The following is a 16,530-nucleotide window of genomic DNA, read 5'->3' as shown; positions in this document are numbered from 1 at the left end:
GAAAAGTGATTACCACTGATAACTCACGAAAATTTTGCCATTACGACCATCCTGCGGAATGCCTTGCGGCGACCAGTACTCTTTGTCGAAGGCGTTGCCCAGTACCAGCGTGGTGGTCATGCCTTTCAGCGCTTGTTGGCCCTGATAGCTGACGTAGAAATCGTTTACCGCATAGCCGGGCTGTTTAGCGTAGGTGCTGCTGATATGCGTTGAACGGTCAGCAAATGTCCCTATCCAGCCGACAGAGAAACCGCTGTGCGCAACTGGCACATTCAGTTTGCTGGTGACGGTGTCCGGGTTAATGCTGGAAATGTATTCGCCGGTGTCAGTATCTTTTCCGCGTGTGCGGTTATAGGCCATGTCGAGGCTGAACAGATCGGTGGAATATTTCGCCATCACATCCCAGCCCCAGATTTTGGCGTTGGGTACGTTATAGGACATGGTTGTCGCAGCGGCGAAATCGACGCTGGTGGAGATGTAATCTTTCGCTTTGGTGTCGAAATAGCTGGCTTTAAATTCGAGCGCGTCGCTCGCCATCAGAAGATCGTCAAAGCGCAGGCCAAATCCGTATTCCTGTGTTTCGTTGGTTTCCGGGCGCAGGTTAGGGTTCGGCACCCAGTAGTTGGTGTAAAAACGACCAATCGAGAAGTGTTTCGCATCGTTATACATCTCGCCCATAGTCGGGGCACGGAAAGCCTGAGCGTATGAACCGAACAGCATCAGCCAGTCAGTTGGCGCAACCGTTAATCCGGCGCGGGACGACCATTTATCGGCATCGACATCTTCATAACCGTCGCTGCTGCCGCGATAAGAGTCATAACGGGTACCGCCCAGCAGCGTAACCGGCAGGTCGCGCAGGGTGATTTCATCCTGGAGCCAGCCGGAGCTGAAATCGATCTTAGCCTCCGGGAAACCAGTTGTTGCTCCTCCCGGTTGTTGTTCCTGACGATAGTATTCACCGCCGTAGGTCAACAGGTGAGATGCAAAAGAGTCGGTAAACAGGCGGCTGCGGTTGTCGATCTTCCCGCCTTTGGTGGTTTGCTTGCGGAATTCGCCAGTGTTATCTGCATTCTGAGCATTAATGCGCGCTTCGGACCAGTAGATACGGGCGTCAGCGTTCAGCCAGTTATTGTCCGCCGGAGCGAGCGAGTAGGTCAGTTGCGCATCACGCTGGATCGTTGAACGGTTGGTCATCGGATTGCTGGCATCCGCCGCGCTGGTCTGCGGGTTTTTAGGTTCCCGGGCGTCATTATTGTAGTAACGCAGCGAACCGGCCAGCGTCTGGGCGCTGTCAATTTTCCAGCTACCTTTCGCCAGCATATTGTTAATTGCTTCGTCATTCGGCGCAGTAGTACCGTCACTCTGGCGTAAATCACCGCGATCGCGGCTGGACCAGGCAAGCAGTCCGTCCAGCGTATCGGTACGGCCATACGTGCTGGCGCCCATGCCGAGACTGTGATCGCCGGTCGCCGAGGTACCGAACACGCGATAACCACTGTTTTTCCCGACTTCCAGTAGATCTTTGGCATCTGCAGTGTCATAGGCGATCACGCCGCCTAGCGCGCCGCTACCGTACAGTAGTGCGGAAGGGCCACGCACGACTTCGATGCGTTTGATAAGCGCCGGGTCGAGGAAGGTACTGTTCAGGTGTCCGGTGTCGGTTCCCTGACGAACGCCGTCAACCAGTACCAGAACTCCGCGTCGATCATAGCCGCGCAGATTCACGTCCTGGCCGTTGGTACGGCCCGTACCGTCAAGGGTCAGGCCTGGAACCTTACGTAACAGGTCGGCAGCGGAGCTGGCGGTTTGGTTTTCTGGGGCGGTGGCGTCAATGACGCTAACCATCATTGGCGCTTCAAAGGCGCTACGGGCATTGCCGGTGGCGGTAACGGTCATATCCTCGACCGCCGCCCAGGCGACGGCGGGCAGGTTACTGATAATCGCCAGCGCCAACAGCGATGGGCGCAGGGAAGCGGTGTGCAGGTAAGGCATAGCAACTCTCCATTAGGAAATCGAAAAGCGCTGGCTGCCTGGGTATGACCTGGGTGGCTGGCGAAATGTGTTGTTTATTTAGTCAGAATGAGTTTTCCGGCTTGTGTCTGGCGCAGCAGGTAGTGCTGACCATCATGTTCTATGATCACGCGTCCTTCGTTACCAAGCAGGGTTTTACTGTCAATTCGTCGCTCGTTTGGCGCGACGGAAGGCGGTGTTTTGTCTTTTGCAGGCGTTGCCGTTGTGTTATCCATACGTGATATAGTGTTTAAAAATAACAATCAATGTAACAATGATAATCATTATCATCAAACTACAAATTTGCGGCAAGCGTTTTTGTGAAATAATTGTGACGAGAACGTTTTTTGCGCAATAAGCAAGGGGAAAACAAGGGATTAGCGCCGGGCAAGGTGATATTGCCCGGCGAACAGCATTAAAAACGGCTATCAACCGCAGAGGCGAGTTTTTCAACCAACAGTTCAGTATCTTCCCAGTTCAGGCACGGGTCGGTAATGGACTGACCGTAAACCAGCGGCTGGCCGCTAACGATTTTTTGCGTACCTTCACGCAGGAAACTCTCCGCCATAATCCCGGCAATCGCCGTCGAACCATTGCGAATTTGCTGGCATACATCATCACAAACGTCCAACTGACGGCGATGCTGCTTCTGGCAATTACCGTGGCTAAAATCGACCACCAGATGCTCAGGCAGGGAAAATTCGTGCAGGGTATCGCAGGCGGCTGCAATATCTTCAGCATAATAATTCGGCTTTTTACCGCCACGCATGATGATATGCCCGTAAGGGTTACCGCTGGTCTGGTAAATGGTCATCTGACCGGTTTTATCCGGCGAGAGGAACATGTGACTGGCGCGGGAGGCGCGAATCGCATCGACGGCGATGCGCGTGTTGCCATCCGTTCCGTTCTTAAAGCCAACCGGGCAGGAGAGCGCGGAGGCCATTTCACGATGGATCTGACTTTCGGTGGTGCGCGCGCCAATAGCTCCCCAACTGATTAAATCGGCAATAAACTGGCCGGTCACCATGTCGAGGAATTCAGTCGCCGTGGGGACGCCCAGTTCGTTGACCTGCAACAGCAGTTTGCGCGCCAGTTCAATACCGTGGTTTACACGATAACTGCCGTTCAAATCCGGGTCGGAAATCAGGCCTTTCCAGCCTACGACGGTGCGTGGTTTTTCAAAATAGGTACGCATCACGATTTCCAGACGCGCCTCGTGCTTAGTGCGCAGCGCCTGTAACCGTGTCGCGTATTCCATCGCGGCATCAAGATCGTGAATCGAGCAGGGACCTACGATCACCAGTAAACGGGGGTCTTCACCATTTAAAATTCTTTCTATCCGACGTCGGGAGTCCGTAACATGACGGGCGACGGAGGACGAAACAGGATGCCGTTGCGCAAGCTCTGCTGGAGTGACCAGGTTGTCAATACGCGCAGTACGGAGTTCATCGGTTCTGTTCATTACTTGTCTCAGAAATTTGTTGCTTCAACGGCAGGACTACCGGGAAGTGATGTACATCACAATATCACACTCATCCTGCCTGGTGGCGAGCATAATAACAAAAAATCGAACCAATGCACTAGCATTCTAGTACATGCGGCGATTCAGTCCCATGATATCGAGGATCTTGGTAGCAATCTCTTCTACCGAATAATTGGTACTGTTCAGCCAGGGGATCTGGTTTTTCCGGTACAGCGCTTCTACCTCAGCGACTTCCATACGGCACTGACGCAGCGAGGCGTAACGGCTGTTCTCACGGCGTTCTTCGCGGATGGCCGCCAGGCGCTCAGGGTCGATAGTCAGACCGAACAGCTTATGCTGCAACGGCTTCAGGGAGGTGGGCAGCACCAGATTATCCATATCATCGGCAATAAAGGGGTAGTTGGCCGCGCGGATACCAAACTGCATGGCCAGATACAAACTGGTCGGGGTTTTGCCGCAACGGGAAACGCCGAGCAGGATTACCTGCGCCTGATCGAGGTTGCGCAACGAAATACCGTCGTCGTGGGCGAGGGTGTAGTCAATGGCAGCGATGCGCGCGTCGTACTTGTTGAGGTTACCGGGATTCAGACCGTGCGTGCGGTGGGCGATAGGCGTAGGGTCGAGTTTCATCTCGTGCTGCAGTGGGGCAACCAAGGCCTGCACGATATCCTGACAAAACCCTTCGCTTTGCAGAATGATCGAGCGAATTTCCGGCAGGACGATGGAGTAAAACACTAAAGGGCGCACGCCAGTTTGTTGGTAGATAGCGTCAATCTGGTCTTTAACCGCGCGCGCACGACTCTCATTTTCCACAAACGGCAGCGTAATACTGCTGATCGTGACCGGAAATTGCGACATCACCGCGTGACCCAATACCTCGGCGGTGATGGCCGTACCATCAGAAATATAAAATACGTGACGATCAACAGCATTATCCATTTTGCTCATCCTGGGGCAGATATAATTCTCTGAAAGCATAAATTAAAATTCGCCAGAAGCGAATATTGCGGCATCTATTTTATAAAATGAAACGGTATTTTTATATTTAATGAAAAGTACATTTCATTTTTCGGAACAAATGTTTATACCGGTCATTTTTGTGGTGATCCCGTGTGGCTCGCGGGTTTGCGCAAATGCGGAAACAATCTGAAAAAATAAAAAATAAAGTTGCTTGAACGATTCACCGTTTTTTTCGCCGGAGTAAATATGCCAAGATAATTACGCAAAATTGAGTTTCCTAACCTCGTTCATATATAAGGATTGTTCGATGTCCAACAATGGCTCGTCACCGCTGGTGCTTTGGTATAACCAACTCGGCATGAATGATGTAGACAGAGTTGGAGGCAAAAATGCCTCCCTGGGTGAAATGATTACTAACCTTTCAGGTATGGGTGTTTCCGTACCGAATGGTTTTGCAACGACCGCCGATGCGTTTAACCAGTTTCTGGACCAGAGCGGTGTAAACCAGCGCATTTATGAGCTGCTGGATAAAACGGATATCGACGATGTCACTGAGCTTGCGAAAGCCGGGGCACAGATCCGCCAGTGGATTATCGACACTCCTTTCCAGCCCGAACTGGAAAATGCCGTCCGCGATGCCTACGCGCAGCTGTCAGCGGACGATGCCAATGCCTCTTTTGCCGTGCGTTCTTCCGCTACCGCAGAAGATATGCCAGATGCGTCATTTGCCGGTCAGCAGGAAACCTTCCTCAACGTCCAGGGATTTGATGCCGTACTGGTTGCCATCAAACACGTATTTGCCTCGCTGTTTAACGACCGCGCGATCTCTTATCGTGTTCACCAGGGCTATGACCACCGTGGCGTCGCACTTTCTGCTGGCGTTCAGCGGATGGTGCGTTCTGACCTCGCGTCCTCAGGCGTAATGTTCTCCATCGATACCGAATCCGGTTTCGACCAGGTTGTCTTTATCACGTCCGCCTGGGGCTTGGGCGAAATGGTCGTGCAGGGCGCCGTTAACCCGGATGAATTCTACGTGCACAAACCGACCCTGGCGGCTAACCGTCCGGCGATCGTCCGTCGCACAATGGGATCGAAAAAAATCCGCATGATTTACGCGCCGACCCAGGAACACGGTAAGCAGGTGACCATTGAAGATGTCCCGCAGGAACAACGCGACATTTTCTCCCTGACTAACGAAGAAGTGCAGGAACTGGCCAAGCAAGCGGTGCAGATCGAGAAGCACTACGGTCGTCCAATGGACATCGAATGGGCGAAAGACGGCCATACCGGCAAGCTGTTCATTGTTCAGGCGCGTCCAGAAACCGTGCGCTCTCGCGGTCAGGTGATGGAGCGTTATACGCTGCATGCTCAGGGTAAAATTATTGCTGAAGGTCGCGCCATCGGCCACCGCATTGGCGCGGGTCCGGTCAAAGTCATTCATGACATCAGCGAAATGAACCGCATCGAACCAGGCGACGTACTGGTTACCGACATGACCGACCCGGACTGGGAACCGATCATGAAGAAAGCGGCAGCAATTGTCACTAACCGTGGCGGTCGTACCTGTCACGCGGCAATCATTGCCCGTGAACTGGGGATCCCGGCCGTGGTTGGCTGTGGCGATGCGACCGAGCGCATGAAAGATGGTGAGAAGGTAACTGTCTCCTGTGCCGAAGGTGACACCGGTTATGTTTACGCTGACATGCTCGATTTTAGCGTAAAGAGTTCCAGCGTGGAGACCATGCCGGATCTGCCGTTGAAGGTGATGATGAACGTCGGTAACCCGGACCGGGCTTTCGACTTTGCCTGTCTGCCAAACGAAGGCGTCGGCCTGGCGCGTCTGGAATTTATCATCAACCGCATGATTGGCGTACACCCGCGTGCGCTGCTGGAGTTCGATGACCAGACGCCTGAGCTGCAAAATGAAATCCGCGCCATGATGAAAGGTTTCGATTCTCCGCGTGAATTCTATGTCGGTCGTCTGATGGAAGGGATCGCGACGCTGGGTGCGGCGTTTTATCCAAAACGCGTCATCGTGCGTATGTCTGACTTTAAGTCCAACGAATATGCCAACCTGGTCGGCGGTGAGCGTTATGAACCGCATGAAGAGAACCCGATGCTGGGCTTCCGTGGGGCGGGCCGTTATGTTGCCGACAGCTTCCGCGACTGCTTCGCGCTGGAATGCGACGCAGTAAAACGTGTCCGTAACGACATGGGCCTGACTAACGTTGAAGTGATGGTACCGTTTGTACGTACCGTTGCCCAGGCGAAAGCGGTGGTGGAAGAGCTGGCACGCCAGGGGCTGAAACGCGGCGAGAACGGACTGAAGATCATCATGATGTGTGAGATCCCGTCTAACGCCTTGCTGGCCGAGCAGTTCCTCGAGTACTTCGACGGCTTCTCCATCGGCTCAAACGACATGACGCAGCTGGCGCTGGGTCTGGATCGTGACTCTGGTGTGGTTTCTGAACTGTTTGATGAGCGTAACGACGCGGTGAAAGCGCTGCTGTCGATGGCGATTCGTGCAGCCAAGAAACAGGGTAAATACGTGGGTATTTGCGGCCAGGGACCTTCTGACCACGAAGACTTCGCGGCCTGGCTGATGGAAGAGGGGATCGACAGTCTGTCGCTGAACCCGGACACCGTCGTACAAACCTGGCTGAGTCTGGCGGAACTGAACAAGTAATATCATGCCTTATCCGGCCTATTCAACGTAGGCCGGATAAGATGCGTGAGCATCGCCATTCGGCGCTTTATCCTGTAATACTCTCCACGCTCAAACGCTGAATAATATCCTGACGAAGCTGGTATTTTTGTACTTTACCGGACGCCGTGCGCGGTAATTTCTCCACGATCACAATGTGCTCAGGGTATTTGTACTTTGCCACCCGCTTGCGGCTAAAAAAGGCCACCACTGATTCCAGCGACAACGAATGATGCGGGGGTTTTAGGACCACGTAAGCACACGACCTTTCACCTAACCGTTCGTCCGGCATCGCGACAACACAGGCATCGTGAATGCGAGGATGCTGCAATAAAATATCCTCAACTTCGCGGCTGCTGATGTTTTCTCCACCGCGGACAATGATATCTTTTTTCCGTCCGGTGATTTTGATGTACCCCGCATCGTCCATTCGGCATAAGTCGCCGCTGTAATACCAGCCGTCTTGATCCAGCGCGCGGGCGGTGAGTTCGGGTTCATCGAGGTAGCCCATAAACACATTGGGACCACGCGAAGCTTCTTCACCTTCTACCCCCGCGGGCAACGTATTGCGTGCTTCGTCGACCACTTTAATTTCGACGCCTGCAGCAGCATATCCGTCGGTATTCATCATGCGAGAAAGCGAATCATCGAGATTGACCAGCGCATGCGGTGAACTCTCTGTCGAGCCATAAATGCTTAATAATTTTATGCCGAGCAGCTGGCAGTCACGGGCAATCTTTTGTGGAATGGTTGTGCCCCCACATAAGAAAAAGCGTAGCGATGAGAGGTCGCGTGGTCGTTTTTCCATGCTACACAACATGTCGTAGACGAAGGGCGTTGCGCCGAGCACACAGGTACAGTGTTGTTGCTCCAGCAGTTCAAGACAGGCGATTGGGGTGAAAATGTCTAACAATACGCTGCGTGCGCCGATTAAAAACGGTGCGGTAACGCCATGCAGAAAACCGGTAGCGTGTCCCAGTGGTGCGGGCATCAAAAACACATCCTGCCAGGTGAGATTGAGGCGGGCACAATAGGCGCGCTCGCTGGCAAGGATGTTGTTGTGGGTCAGCATTACGCCTTTTGGCATTCCCTCGGTACCGGAGGTAAACAACACCGCCGCCAGTTCATCGGCGTGAACATTAATCGTCTGGGTTAAAGGCGGAGCTAAAAGCAGTTGACTGAGCGCCAGCGAGGTAGTTGCCGGAGCCAGTTTATCCACGGCAACGATCTGTTGCAGATGCGGCAACTGGTTTTGTAAGGGGAGGATCAGATCGACCGGTCGGGTCTGTTTAAACAGCGTCGGTGCGAAAAAAATCTTCGCTTTGCACTTATTTAGCACCCATACCAGCTCTGCTTCACGCCACGCTGGCAGCAGCGGTACGGAAACGGCCCCGGTTTTCAGGCAGGCCAGGTAGATAATCGTAAACTCGCACCAGCCCGGTAACTGGAAGGCAATGCGATCGCCGGGTTGAATACCGCAGGCTAAAAACCAGGTTGCCAGACTGCTGGCCGCGCTGTCGAGTGCAGCATAGGTGTATGAAGCGCCATGGTTATCAACCACGGCGATTTTATCTGGCATGGCTCTGGCAGTTTGGTTCCAGTAATCGCCAAGCGAAGCATCTCCCCATAAACCCTGTTGCCGCCAGACTTCGCGGCGTTCGGCGTTAAACGTTAGTGTGATACTCATGAAGTTATTCCCAGGATGATTTCGGCATACATCTGACCGGATGGCCGGCGTGGCCGATCCGGTGTACTACAGGCAAAATCCATTAGCCGTAGCGAAAATCAACGCCAAATGTTCCGACCGGATATTCCCATTGGTCGAGGATTGTGTCGCCGCACAGTACTCGACACGTTCCGCACTCCAGGCAACCAGCAGAATCAAAATGAATGTTTCCACTCTCGTCCTGCTTATACAGCCCGGCGGGGCAGGCTTTCAGCAGCTTGCGAAATTCATTAAGGTCTGGATGTTCGGCCAGGATGATGTGCGGGTGGCCTTCATCGACATTGAATTTATTGACGCCCAGTTTGACGTCAACGTTAACGGTATTGTCCTGATTCATAGTGCAGTTGCCCCCTTGATACCGTCTCTCAGTAAGTTCATCAGCCCGATTTGTTTTGCGTGGGACATAATCATCTTGCGAACCGGTTGATTTGGACGTCCGTCAACGGTGAACATATCGCTCATGATGTCGGCCACCATACGCGGATACTGAGTGAACAACCGTGGGTTTTCCATTAACGCCGGGATCTTGCGAAAATGCTGTAAATCACGCATCACACAGCCCTGTTCGAGCGCGCGCTTGTAGTCCATCAGGCTGCTGGCAGAGAAATCCTGGCGTTCTTTTGCTGCAATAGCTGTTTGGGCAGCGGCTTCTGCGGAAGCGATGGCCAAATCCATACCTCGCACCGTGAAACCCAGGTTCAAACAGAAACCGGCGGCATCGCCCACGATCATCACACCGTCATCGACCAGCTTTGGAACCATTGCCAGACCGCCTTCCGGCACCATATGCGCGGAATATTCCAGTAGTTCTCCACCGGCAATCAATGGCCGAATAGTTGGATGTCGCTTAAAGTCTTCCAGCATTTGTGGAATGCTTTTTGTGGCATGGGCAATATCCCCCAGACCACACACCAGACCCAGAGAGATGGAGTCCTGGTTGGTATACAAAAATCCGCCTCCCATCAACCCATCAGACGGTGAGCCTGCAAACAGCCAGGCCGCGCCTTCATTACCTGAAAGATTGAAGCGATCTGCAATGACCGCTGGAGGTAAGCCGATCAGCTCTTTTACGCCAACGGCATAGTGATGTGCAGAAGAGGGCGGAACCATCCCCAGAGAACGCCCCAGCATAGAGTTGACGCCATCGGCAAGGATGACAATATTGGCTTCCAGGATATCGTCACCGGCCTGAACTCCGGTAACCTTATTACCTTCGCGGATCAGGGCATCGACGCGCACGCCGGGGATGAACTGCACGCCAGCTTGTTCCGCCTTATCCATTAGCCATGGGTCAAGTCTGTTGCGCAAAACGGTATACGAATCCTGCGTTGGTGCGTCAGCTTTTTCACGATGGAAATCGAGAGTGACGGCGCTTTCTTCGGTCAGAAAGGAGATTTTTTCGCGGGTGACTTTACGCTCGAGCGGCGCTTCCTGCGCGAACCCCGGCATGATGCGCTCAAGACTATGTGCATAGAGTCTTCCGCCGGTCATATTTTTACTGCCTGCATTGTTTCCGCGCTCGATGACCAGTACGTCCAGTCCGGCCTGAGCCATCACGTAGCCTGCAACCGTACCCGCCACGCCAGCACCGACCACAATGGCATCAAATTTTTCATCTGACATGCTTTATGCTCCTTTCCCGCTGCGAGGGCAGCGGGATATGTGCGTTAAATGTGGGGGTTAGCGGCTGAGATGCTCGATAAGAGCCGGAACGACTTTGTAGATGTCGCCGACCAGTCCGTAATCGGCGTAATTGAAAATAGGGGCTTTCTTATCTTTGTTGATGGCAACAATGACTTTCGCGCCGTTACCGCCAACCATATGCTGAATTTGTCCTGAAATGCCGAGGGTGAGGTAAAGGTCCGATTTCAGTAACACGCCAGAAACGCCGATGTAGCGTTCGCGTTCCATCCAGTTTTCGCCTTCGGCAATCGGTCGTGAACAACCCACTTCTGCACCCAGTACAGACGCCAACTGGTGCACCATCTCCAGATCGTTTTGCGCAACCAGGCCGCGGCCCACACCCACCACACGTTTGGCTTTGCTGAGATCCACGCTGCTCACGGATTTGGCGCGACGTTCCTGGCACATAATTTCATGGTGTGGTGCGATGTAAGGTGCAGAGACAACAGGGCAGGTATGTGAAGCATTAGCCTCTACCGGTTCAAGTACGCCTGGGGCAAGGGTGATAATTGCCTGAGTTGTTTTGATTTTTTCTTTGCCGAATGCCAGGCCACCGTACATACGGTGTTCTGCGAACAGTGAGCCATCATCAAGCGTTACCGACGTGGCGTCATTTACCATCGCTGCATTGAGCTGAATACTTAACCGCGCACCAAGGGATTTAGCGCGTTTTGTAGCTGGCATCAGCAATAGCCCGGTGTGTTCTTGTATCAGGGCGGCGATGGTCTCGGCAAAATTTTCAACACGCTGTAAACCAGACGTTGTTTCAAGCACGACAATCTCATCGGCACCCAGAGGTTTAACCTGATTGGCCTGTTCGTTGCCTTGTACAATAAGGTGTACCTGTTCACCCCACAGGCGTGCGCCGGCCATTAATTCTGCATAGCGTTCTACGTTATCGCTGAACACCCATACGTTAGCTAATTTACTCATGATAATTTCTCTCCGTTGGGCTTAGTTCAGGGCTTTTTTCAGATGCTCAGCCAGCTCGGCGATGGCTTCTGCTGAGTCATTTTCCAGAATGATGTGCTTACGTTCTGTTTGTGGCGGAACGGTGAGGCTCACCAGTTCTGCTAACGGTGAGGCAGGTGTCCAGCCAATATCGCTGGCTTGCCACGGTGTGACCGGTTTTTTACCTGCGCCCAGAATGGCTTTCATCGAGGGAATACGCGGCGTGTTGATATCCGAGGTTACGCACAGCACGGCGGGGAGCGGCAGTTCAATCACTTCAACTTCGTCTTCCAGCGTACGTTCAACCACAATGCGATCGCCGTTACGTTGGATGTTGCTGACGGCGTTAATCACCGGAAGTTGTAAGAGTTCGCCAACCAGTAAGCCAACCTGCTGGGCGTAGATGTCTCCAGACCCTTCGCCGAACAGCATCAGGTCGAATTCAATGTTTTTGGCCGCGCAGGCCAGCGCCTGAGCCGTGTCTCGCGGTAATGAATGCTCCAGTTGGGGATCCTGCACCATAAACAAACTGTCCGGCCCGCGGGACAGTACGTCTTTACGCACTTTGGAGTTTTGCAGTAGCGAGCCGCCAACCGTTAAGGCGACAATTTCATCACCTTCCGCACTAAATTGCGTCGCGGCCTCTATTGCATTCAAATCAAACTGACTGATTTTGGCATCGGCCCGGTCAAAGTTAAGCGAACGTTCTGGGGTAACAACAATGTCCTGTTCTTCAGGCACCAACTTAAAGCAGGTTATTAGTTTCATGGCATCTCCAGTGATTCTCGTGTTGATGATGACGGGGAGTGCCATCATCAACAGTAGGGAAAATTGACTGAAAATAGTGTGCGGCAGAGGGAGACTGTTTTCGACGGGGCAATCTGTTTTCATTCCCAACAATCTTGCAAAAAAAAGGACTTTAGGAATGCTGAGTTTATGAACGTAAAGACGACGTCGGGTGTTAAAGTGATAAATATGGAAATAAAATCGAGACTTTTTTTTGAGAAATGGATCATATTTTTATCCGTTTCTGCATGCACTTTGTTTCTGGTGTGTAAATTATTATTGCTGACTTAATAACATTTACACTTTCCTGTTATTTTAAAATAAAAACAATTTGTGCGAGCAGCGTGCTGAAGTTGGAGGTGTCATCTTGCAGACGACGCAAATAATTTTGTTTCGCCTGGACAGAATAACGTTGTATAACGTCTTCATCGTTTTTACTTTTCGATATTAATTATCCGCAAAATTACTGCCTTTCGGTGGAGGTTGTCATGTATCAACGCTGTTTTGATAATGCCATGGAGACCCTTTTTGAACAGGGAAAAACCCCGAGATTTTCGCGATTCGTCATCAGTGATGATCCTAACTGGGAGTCGGGTCATCATGTTCATGACAATGAAACAGAGCTTATCTATGTAAAAAAAGGTGTCGCAAGGCTAATTATCGACTCTTCGCTGTATGTCGCACATGCGGGTGACATCGTAGTGATAGAACAAGGGCGGTTACATGCGGTTGCTTCCGATAGCAGCGCACCTGCAACCACTTACACCTGTGCGCTCTACGGCTTTCGTTTTAACGACTGGCAGGAGAACCAACTCTTGCAGATGCACTCGTGTCCGGTTATTAACGTCAGCCAGGGCAAAGAGGTTATTAAAAGTATCTTTAATGAACTGAGTGTTATGATCCCGCAGAGCAAGAATAACCTGACGTCTTCCGCTTATGACGCCTTCGCTTATGCATTAACTGTTTTATATTACGAAAACTTTAAAAATGCTTATCGTTCTGAGCAGGGATATATTAAAAAAGATATCTTAATTAAAGATGTGTTGGTTTATTTAAATAACAATTTCCGAGAGAAAATTACGCTGGAACAGTTGTCTAAGAAATTTCGTGCCAGCGTGAGCTATATCTGTCACGAGTTTACTAAGGAGTATCGTATTTCGCCGATTAATTATGTGATTCAGCGGCGAATGACAGAGGCAAAATTTGCCCTGACGAATACGGAGTCCTCGTTGGCAGAAATTTCCTGGCGGGTAGGGTATGAAAATGTCGATCACTTTGCCAAACTCTTTCAGCGGCATGTGGGTTGTACCCCCAGCGATTATCGTAAGCAGTTTAAAAATAACCTTGTAGAACAAGAATGTTTGATGCCAGAAATATGATTCACCTGGCACGTGCCGGATAACGCATTTGCGCTATCCGGCAAGCATTACTGCTTACTTATTCTGATAATCTTTCAGGATTTGGCGACCCGCGACGTAAATCATGATTTCATCTGTGCCACCGCCAATGCGTTCACAGCGAACATCGCGCCAGAAGCGGGAAACGCGTGCTTCGTCGGTGTAACCCAGCCCACCCATAATCTGAATGGCGTCATCAATCACTTCCATTGCAGTACGTGCACAATACAGTTTTGCCAGCGCTGCACTGGTGCGCAGAGACTGTTCCTGATCGGCCTGCCAGGCGACTTTTAACACCATATTGCGCATGTTATCGATTTTAATCGCCATCAGCGCCAGTTTTTCCTGGATCATCTGATTGTGACCAATTGGCTTACCGAATGCGATGCGCTGGTTGGCGTAACGGGCGGCATCTTCGAAGGCGCATTCAGCAAAACCGGTACTGCGCGCAGCGTTGATCAAACGTTCCATTTCGAAGTTGTACATGACGTTGAGGAAACCCATGCCTTCCTCTCCGACCATATCACTTTCATCCACTTCAACGTCATCAAGATAGACTTCGCAGGTGCTGAGCATATGCCAGCCGATTTTGTGCAGCGGATTAACCTTAATGCCGGGTTTCTTCGAATCGACCCACCACAGCGTAAAAGCTTTTTTCGGATCTTTTGGCTCCGGATCGCGGGCCAGTACCAGCATATAGGGATACTCTTTCGCGCCGGTAATAAAGGTTTTCTGCCCGTTGAGATAGACCTTACCGTTTTTGCGGGTGTAGCTGGTGGTCGCGCTGTTGTTGTCGGAGCCAGCTCCCGGTTCGGTTAATGCCAGCGCATACGCTGGATCGCCCGTTTCCAAGGTGCTTTCTGCGGTCTTACGCAGCTGTTCGGCGGATCCAAAACGACGCATACTGTGAATGCACTGACCGTTAGTGATCAAAAAAGCGGGTGCGCCGCATTTTGAAACTTCCATCAGTGCCAGCATCTGTGTGACGTAATCCGCCGGGATGCCACCAAACTCTTCCGGAACGCCCAGCATCGAAATACCGTTGTCCGCCAGGGCACGCATAAACTCTTTCGGGTAGGTCGCCGTTTGATCGCAGGTACGGAAATATTCTTCCGGGAAATTGCTGGTAATCAGTTCTCGAATACTGGCAAGCAGCAGTTCTTGTTCTTCAGTTAAAGAAAAGTCCATCAGGGTACTCCTTTTAATTGGCGGCGTCGGGTAATACAAAACCCATCGAGGCATCGATAAATAATCTTTCGTCCATCAGCTTCAGATTTGGCGAAATAATTGGCGTGAAATCCATCTTGTCCAGGATGTCTTCCTGTAAAGAGACTCCCGGTGCAATTTCGATTAAATGAAGACCATCTGCTTTTAACGTAAAGACAGCGCGTTCAGTGATGTAACGCACATCAAGTCCACGTTCGAGAGCAATTTTTCCGCTGAAAGTCACTTCAGGTAATTCGTTGACGAATTTTTTCACCCGACCTTCCTGCACAATATTTAACTTGCCATCGGCAACTTCCGTTTTCAGACTTCCGGCAGTTAACGTGCCGCAGAAAATAATTTTTTTGGAAGTGGCGCTAATATCTATAAAACCGCCGGTACCCATGATCTTGCCATTGAATTTGTGTACGCCGACGTTGCCGTGGCGATCGACTTCGGCAAAACTTAAATAGCACACGTCCAGTCCACCACCGTGATAGAAGTCAAACTGGGAGGTCATATCCAGAATAGCGCGGGTGTTGACGTTGGCGCCGAAAGCAATACCTTGAGAGGTGATGCCGCCAATCGGACCCGTTTCGACTGTCAGAATAAAATCGTCAGCACAGCCTTCTTCGCGCGCGACGAGGCCAATGCCATCGGCAATGCCTACGCCAACGTTGCCGACCGCACCTTTGCGCATTTCAAACAGGGCGCGTCTGGCCACCAGTTTACGCTGATTGAGCGGCAGGGCAGTCTGTTGGCTGTCATCGAGAACAAAATCGCCGGAGATAAAGCGGTTAACCGGCGCGCCACCATACAGTTGCGTTTGGTCGGGGTCGATGACCACAATATCGACCAGATAGCCGGGAATACGCACCGATTTCGGATGCAACGTGGCTTTCTTCACCATCTTTTGCACCTGCATCATCACGATGCCACCGTTATTGTGTACGGCCTGGGCAATCACCAGCGCATCAAGATACATCACTTCATCTTCAAAGGTGGCGTAGCCTTCACTGTCGCAAGTGGTGGCGCGAATAAAGGCGATGTTTGGCGCAATGGCCTTGTAATACAGGTACTCTTTGTTATCAATTTCCACCAATTTGATCAGATCTTCGGTGGTCACTTCATTCAGCTTACCGCCCTGTTGGCGAGGGTCAACGAATGTACCGATGCCGATATCACTAAGGATCCCTGGCTGGTGAGCCGCCGATGCACGCAGGGTTTGGGTTAATACGCCCTGAGGATAGTTATAGGCGGCAATTTTATTTTGTTCAGCCAGATCGGAGATTCGCGGTGATTGTCCCCAGTGTCCGCATAATGCCCATTTGACTAAACCTTCCTGTGCCAGTGGGCTAATTCCCCGGTCGGCACGGTCACCCAAACCTGTAGGACTAATCAACGCTAAATTTCGCGGTGACTGTGAGTTTTTATATTTTTCAGCCAGTGCATTAATTAATGTTGTTGCTTCGAGAATACCCCCGCCTGCACCTAATACACAAAGCGTTGCTTCATCAGGGATATAATTGACTGCATCTGCAGCGGATAATACGGGTACCCGACCATCTATACGATTTGGCCTTGAAAATTTCATGTGAACTCCAGATTATATGCGTGCGACTACCTG

At 51.6% G+C, this 16,530-nt stretch carries 13 protein-coding genes; 2 read left to right on the top strand and 11 right to left on the bottom strand.

What is annotated here, in order from left to right; genetic code table 11:
• Positions 1 to 9: 9 nt before the first annotated feature.
• From OGX83_RS07770 to ppsR, 4 genes are all read right to left on the bottom strand, one after another.
• Positions 10 to 1,992: a TonB-dependent hemoglobin/transferrin/lactoferrin family receptor gene (locus OGX83_RS07770; RefSeq protein ID WP_286587722.1), complete on the bottom strand. Its 1,983-nt coding sequence runs from the start codon at positions 1,990 to 1,992 to the stop codon at positions 10 to 12.
• Positions 1,993 to 2,066: 74 nt separating this feature from the next.
• Positions 2,067 to 2,255: a hemin uptake protein HemP gene (gene hemP, locus OGX83_RS07765; protein WP_032943171.1), complete on the bottom strand. Its 189-nt coding sequence runs from the start codon at positions 2,253 to 2,255 to the stop codon at positions 2,067 to 2,069.
• A 170-nt stretch (positions 2,256 to 2,425) separates the two neighbouring features.
• Positions 2,426 to 3,472 carry a 3-deoxy-7-phosphoheptulonate synthase AroH gene (aroH, locus tag OGX83_RS07760; protein WP_111465733.1) on the bottom strand — a complete coding sequence of 349 codons (1,047 nt, stop codon included), beginning with the start codon at positions 3,470 to 3,472 and terminating at the stop codon, positions 2,426 to 2,428.
• A 126-nt stretch (positions 3,473 to 3,598) separates the two neighbouring features.
• A complete protein-coding gene (ppsR, locus tag OGX83_RS07755) occupies positions 3,599 to 4,432 on the bottom strand; it encodes a posphoenolpyruvate synthetase regulatory kinase/phosphorylase PpsR (protein ID WP_003832602.1) in 834 nt (277 codons plus the stop codon).
• A 328-nt stretch (positions 4,433 to 4,760) separates the two neighbouring features.
• On the opposite strand from ppsR, the gene ppsA reads away from it, so the two are divergent.
• Complete coding sequence (gene ppsA / locus OGX83_RS07750; protein WP_234692323.1) at positions 4,761 to 7,139, top strand: phosphoenolpyruvate synthase; 2,379 nt, start codon at positions 4,761 to 4,763, stop codon at positions 7,137 to 7,139.
• Between the two features lie 67 nt (positions 7,140 to 7,206).
• Here the strand turns inward: ppsA and fadK are convergent, their stop codons facing one another.
• From fadK to OGX83_RS07725, 5 genes are all read right to left on the bottom strand, one after another.
• Entirely contained in the window at positions 7,207 to 8,844 is a 1,638-nt protein-coding gene (gene fadK, locus OGX83_RS07745; protein ID WP_060682297.1) for a medium-chain fatty-acid--CoA ligase, read from the bottom strand.
• Positions 8,845 to 8,926: 82 nt separating this feature from the next.
• Positions 8,927 to 9,220: a ferredoxin family protein gene (locus OGX83_RS07740; protein WP_003832609.1), complete on the bottom strand. Its 294-nt coding sequence runs from the start codon at positions 9,218 to 9,220 to the stop codon at positions 8,927 to 8,929.
• Complete coding sequence (locus OGX83_RS07735) at positions 9,217 to 10,506, bottom strand: FAD-dependent oxidoreductase (RefSeq protein ID WP_286587719.1); 1,290 nt, start codon at positions 10,504 to 10,506, stop codon at positions 9,217 to 9,219. The genes OGX83_RS07740 and OGX83_RS07735 overlap by 4 nt, the downstream gene beginning before the upstream one ends.
• 57 nt (positions 10,507 to 10,563) lie before the next feature.
• Entirely contained in the window at positions 10,564 to 11,499 is a 936-nt protein-coding gene (locus OGX83_RS07730) for an electron transfer flavoprotein subunit alpha (RefSeq protein ID WP_057067844.1), read from the bottom strand.
• A 21-nt stretch (positions 11,500 to 11,520) separates the two neighbouring features.
• Complete coding sequence (locus OGX83_RS07725) at positions 11,521 to 12,285, bottom strand: electron transfer flavoprotein (RefSeq protein ID WP_286587717.1); 765 nt, start codon at positions 12,283 to 12,285, stop codon at positions 11,521 to 11,523.
• Positions 12,286 to 12,791: 506 nt separating this feature from the next.
• On the opposite strand from OGX83_RS07725, the gene OGX83_RS07720 reads away from it, so the two are divergent.
• A complete protein-coding gene (locus tag OGX83_RS07720) occupies positions 12,792 to 13,682 on the top strand; it encodes an AraC family transcriptional regulator (RefSeq protein WP_008784594.1) in 891 nt (296 codons plus the stop codon).
• A gap of 54 nt (positions 13,683 to 13,736) precedes the next feature.
• On the opposite strand, the gene OGX83_RS07715 is transcribed toward OGX83_RS07720, so the two are convergent.
• Both OGX83_RS07715 and OGX83_RS07710 read right to left on the bottom strand, forming a co-directional pair.
• Positions 13,737 to 14,888: an acyl-CoA dehydrogenase gene (locus tag OGX83_RS07715; protein ID WP_286587715.1), complete on the bottom strand. Its 1,152-nt coding sequence runs from the start codon at positions 14,886 to 14,888 to the stop codon at positions 13,737 to 13,739.
• Positions 14,889 to 14,901: 13 nt separating this feature from the next.
• Positions 14,902 to 16,497 carry an acyl CoA:acetate/3-ketoacid CoA transferase gene (locus tag OGX83_RS07710; protein ID WP_008784596.1) on the bottom strand — a complete coding sequence of 532 codons (1,596 nt, stop codon included), beginning with the start codon at positions 16,495 to 16,497 and terminating at the stop codon, positions 14,902 to 14,904.
• Positions 16,498 to 16,530: the final 33 nt, after the last annotated feature.

The organism is Citrobacter sp. Cpo074, from assembly GCF_030332745.1.
GTDB classification, from domain to species: Bacteria; Pseudomonadota; Gammaproteobacteria; order Enterobacterales; family Enterobacteriaceae; genus Citrobacter; species Citrobacter portucalensis.
This window is presented reverse-complemented; position numbering and strand designations above follow the sequence as displayed.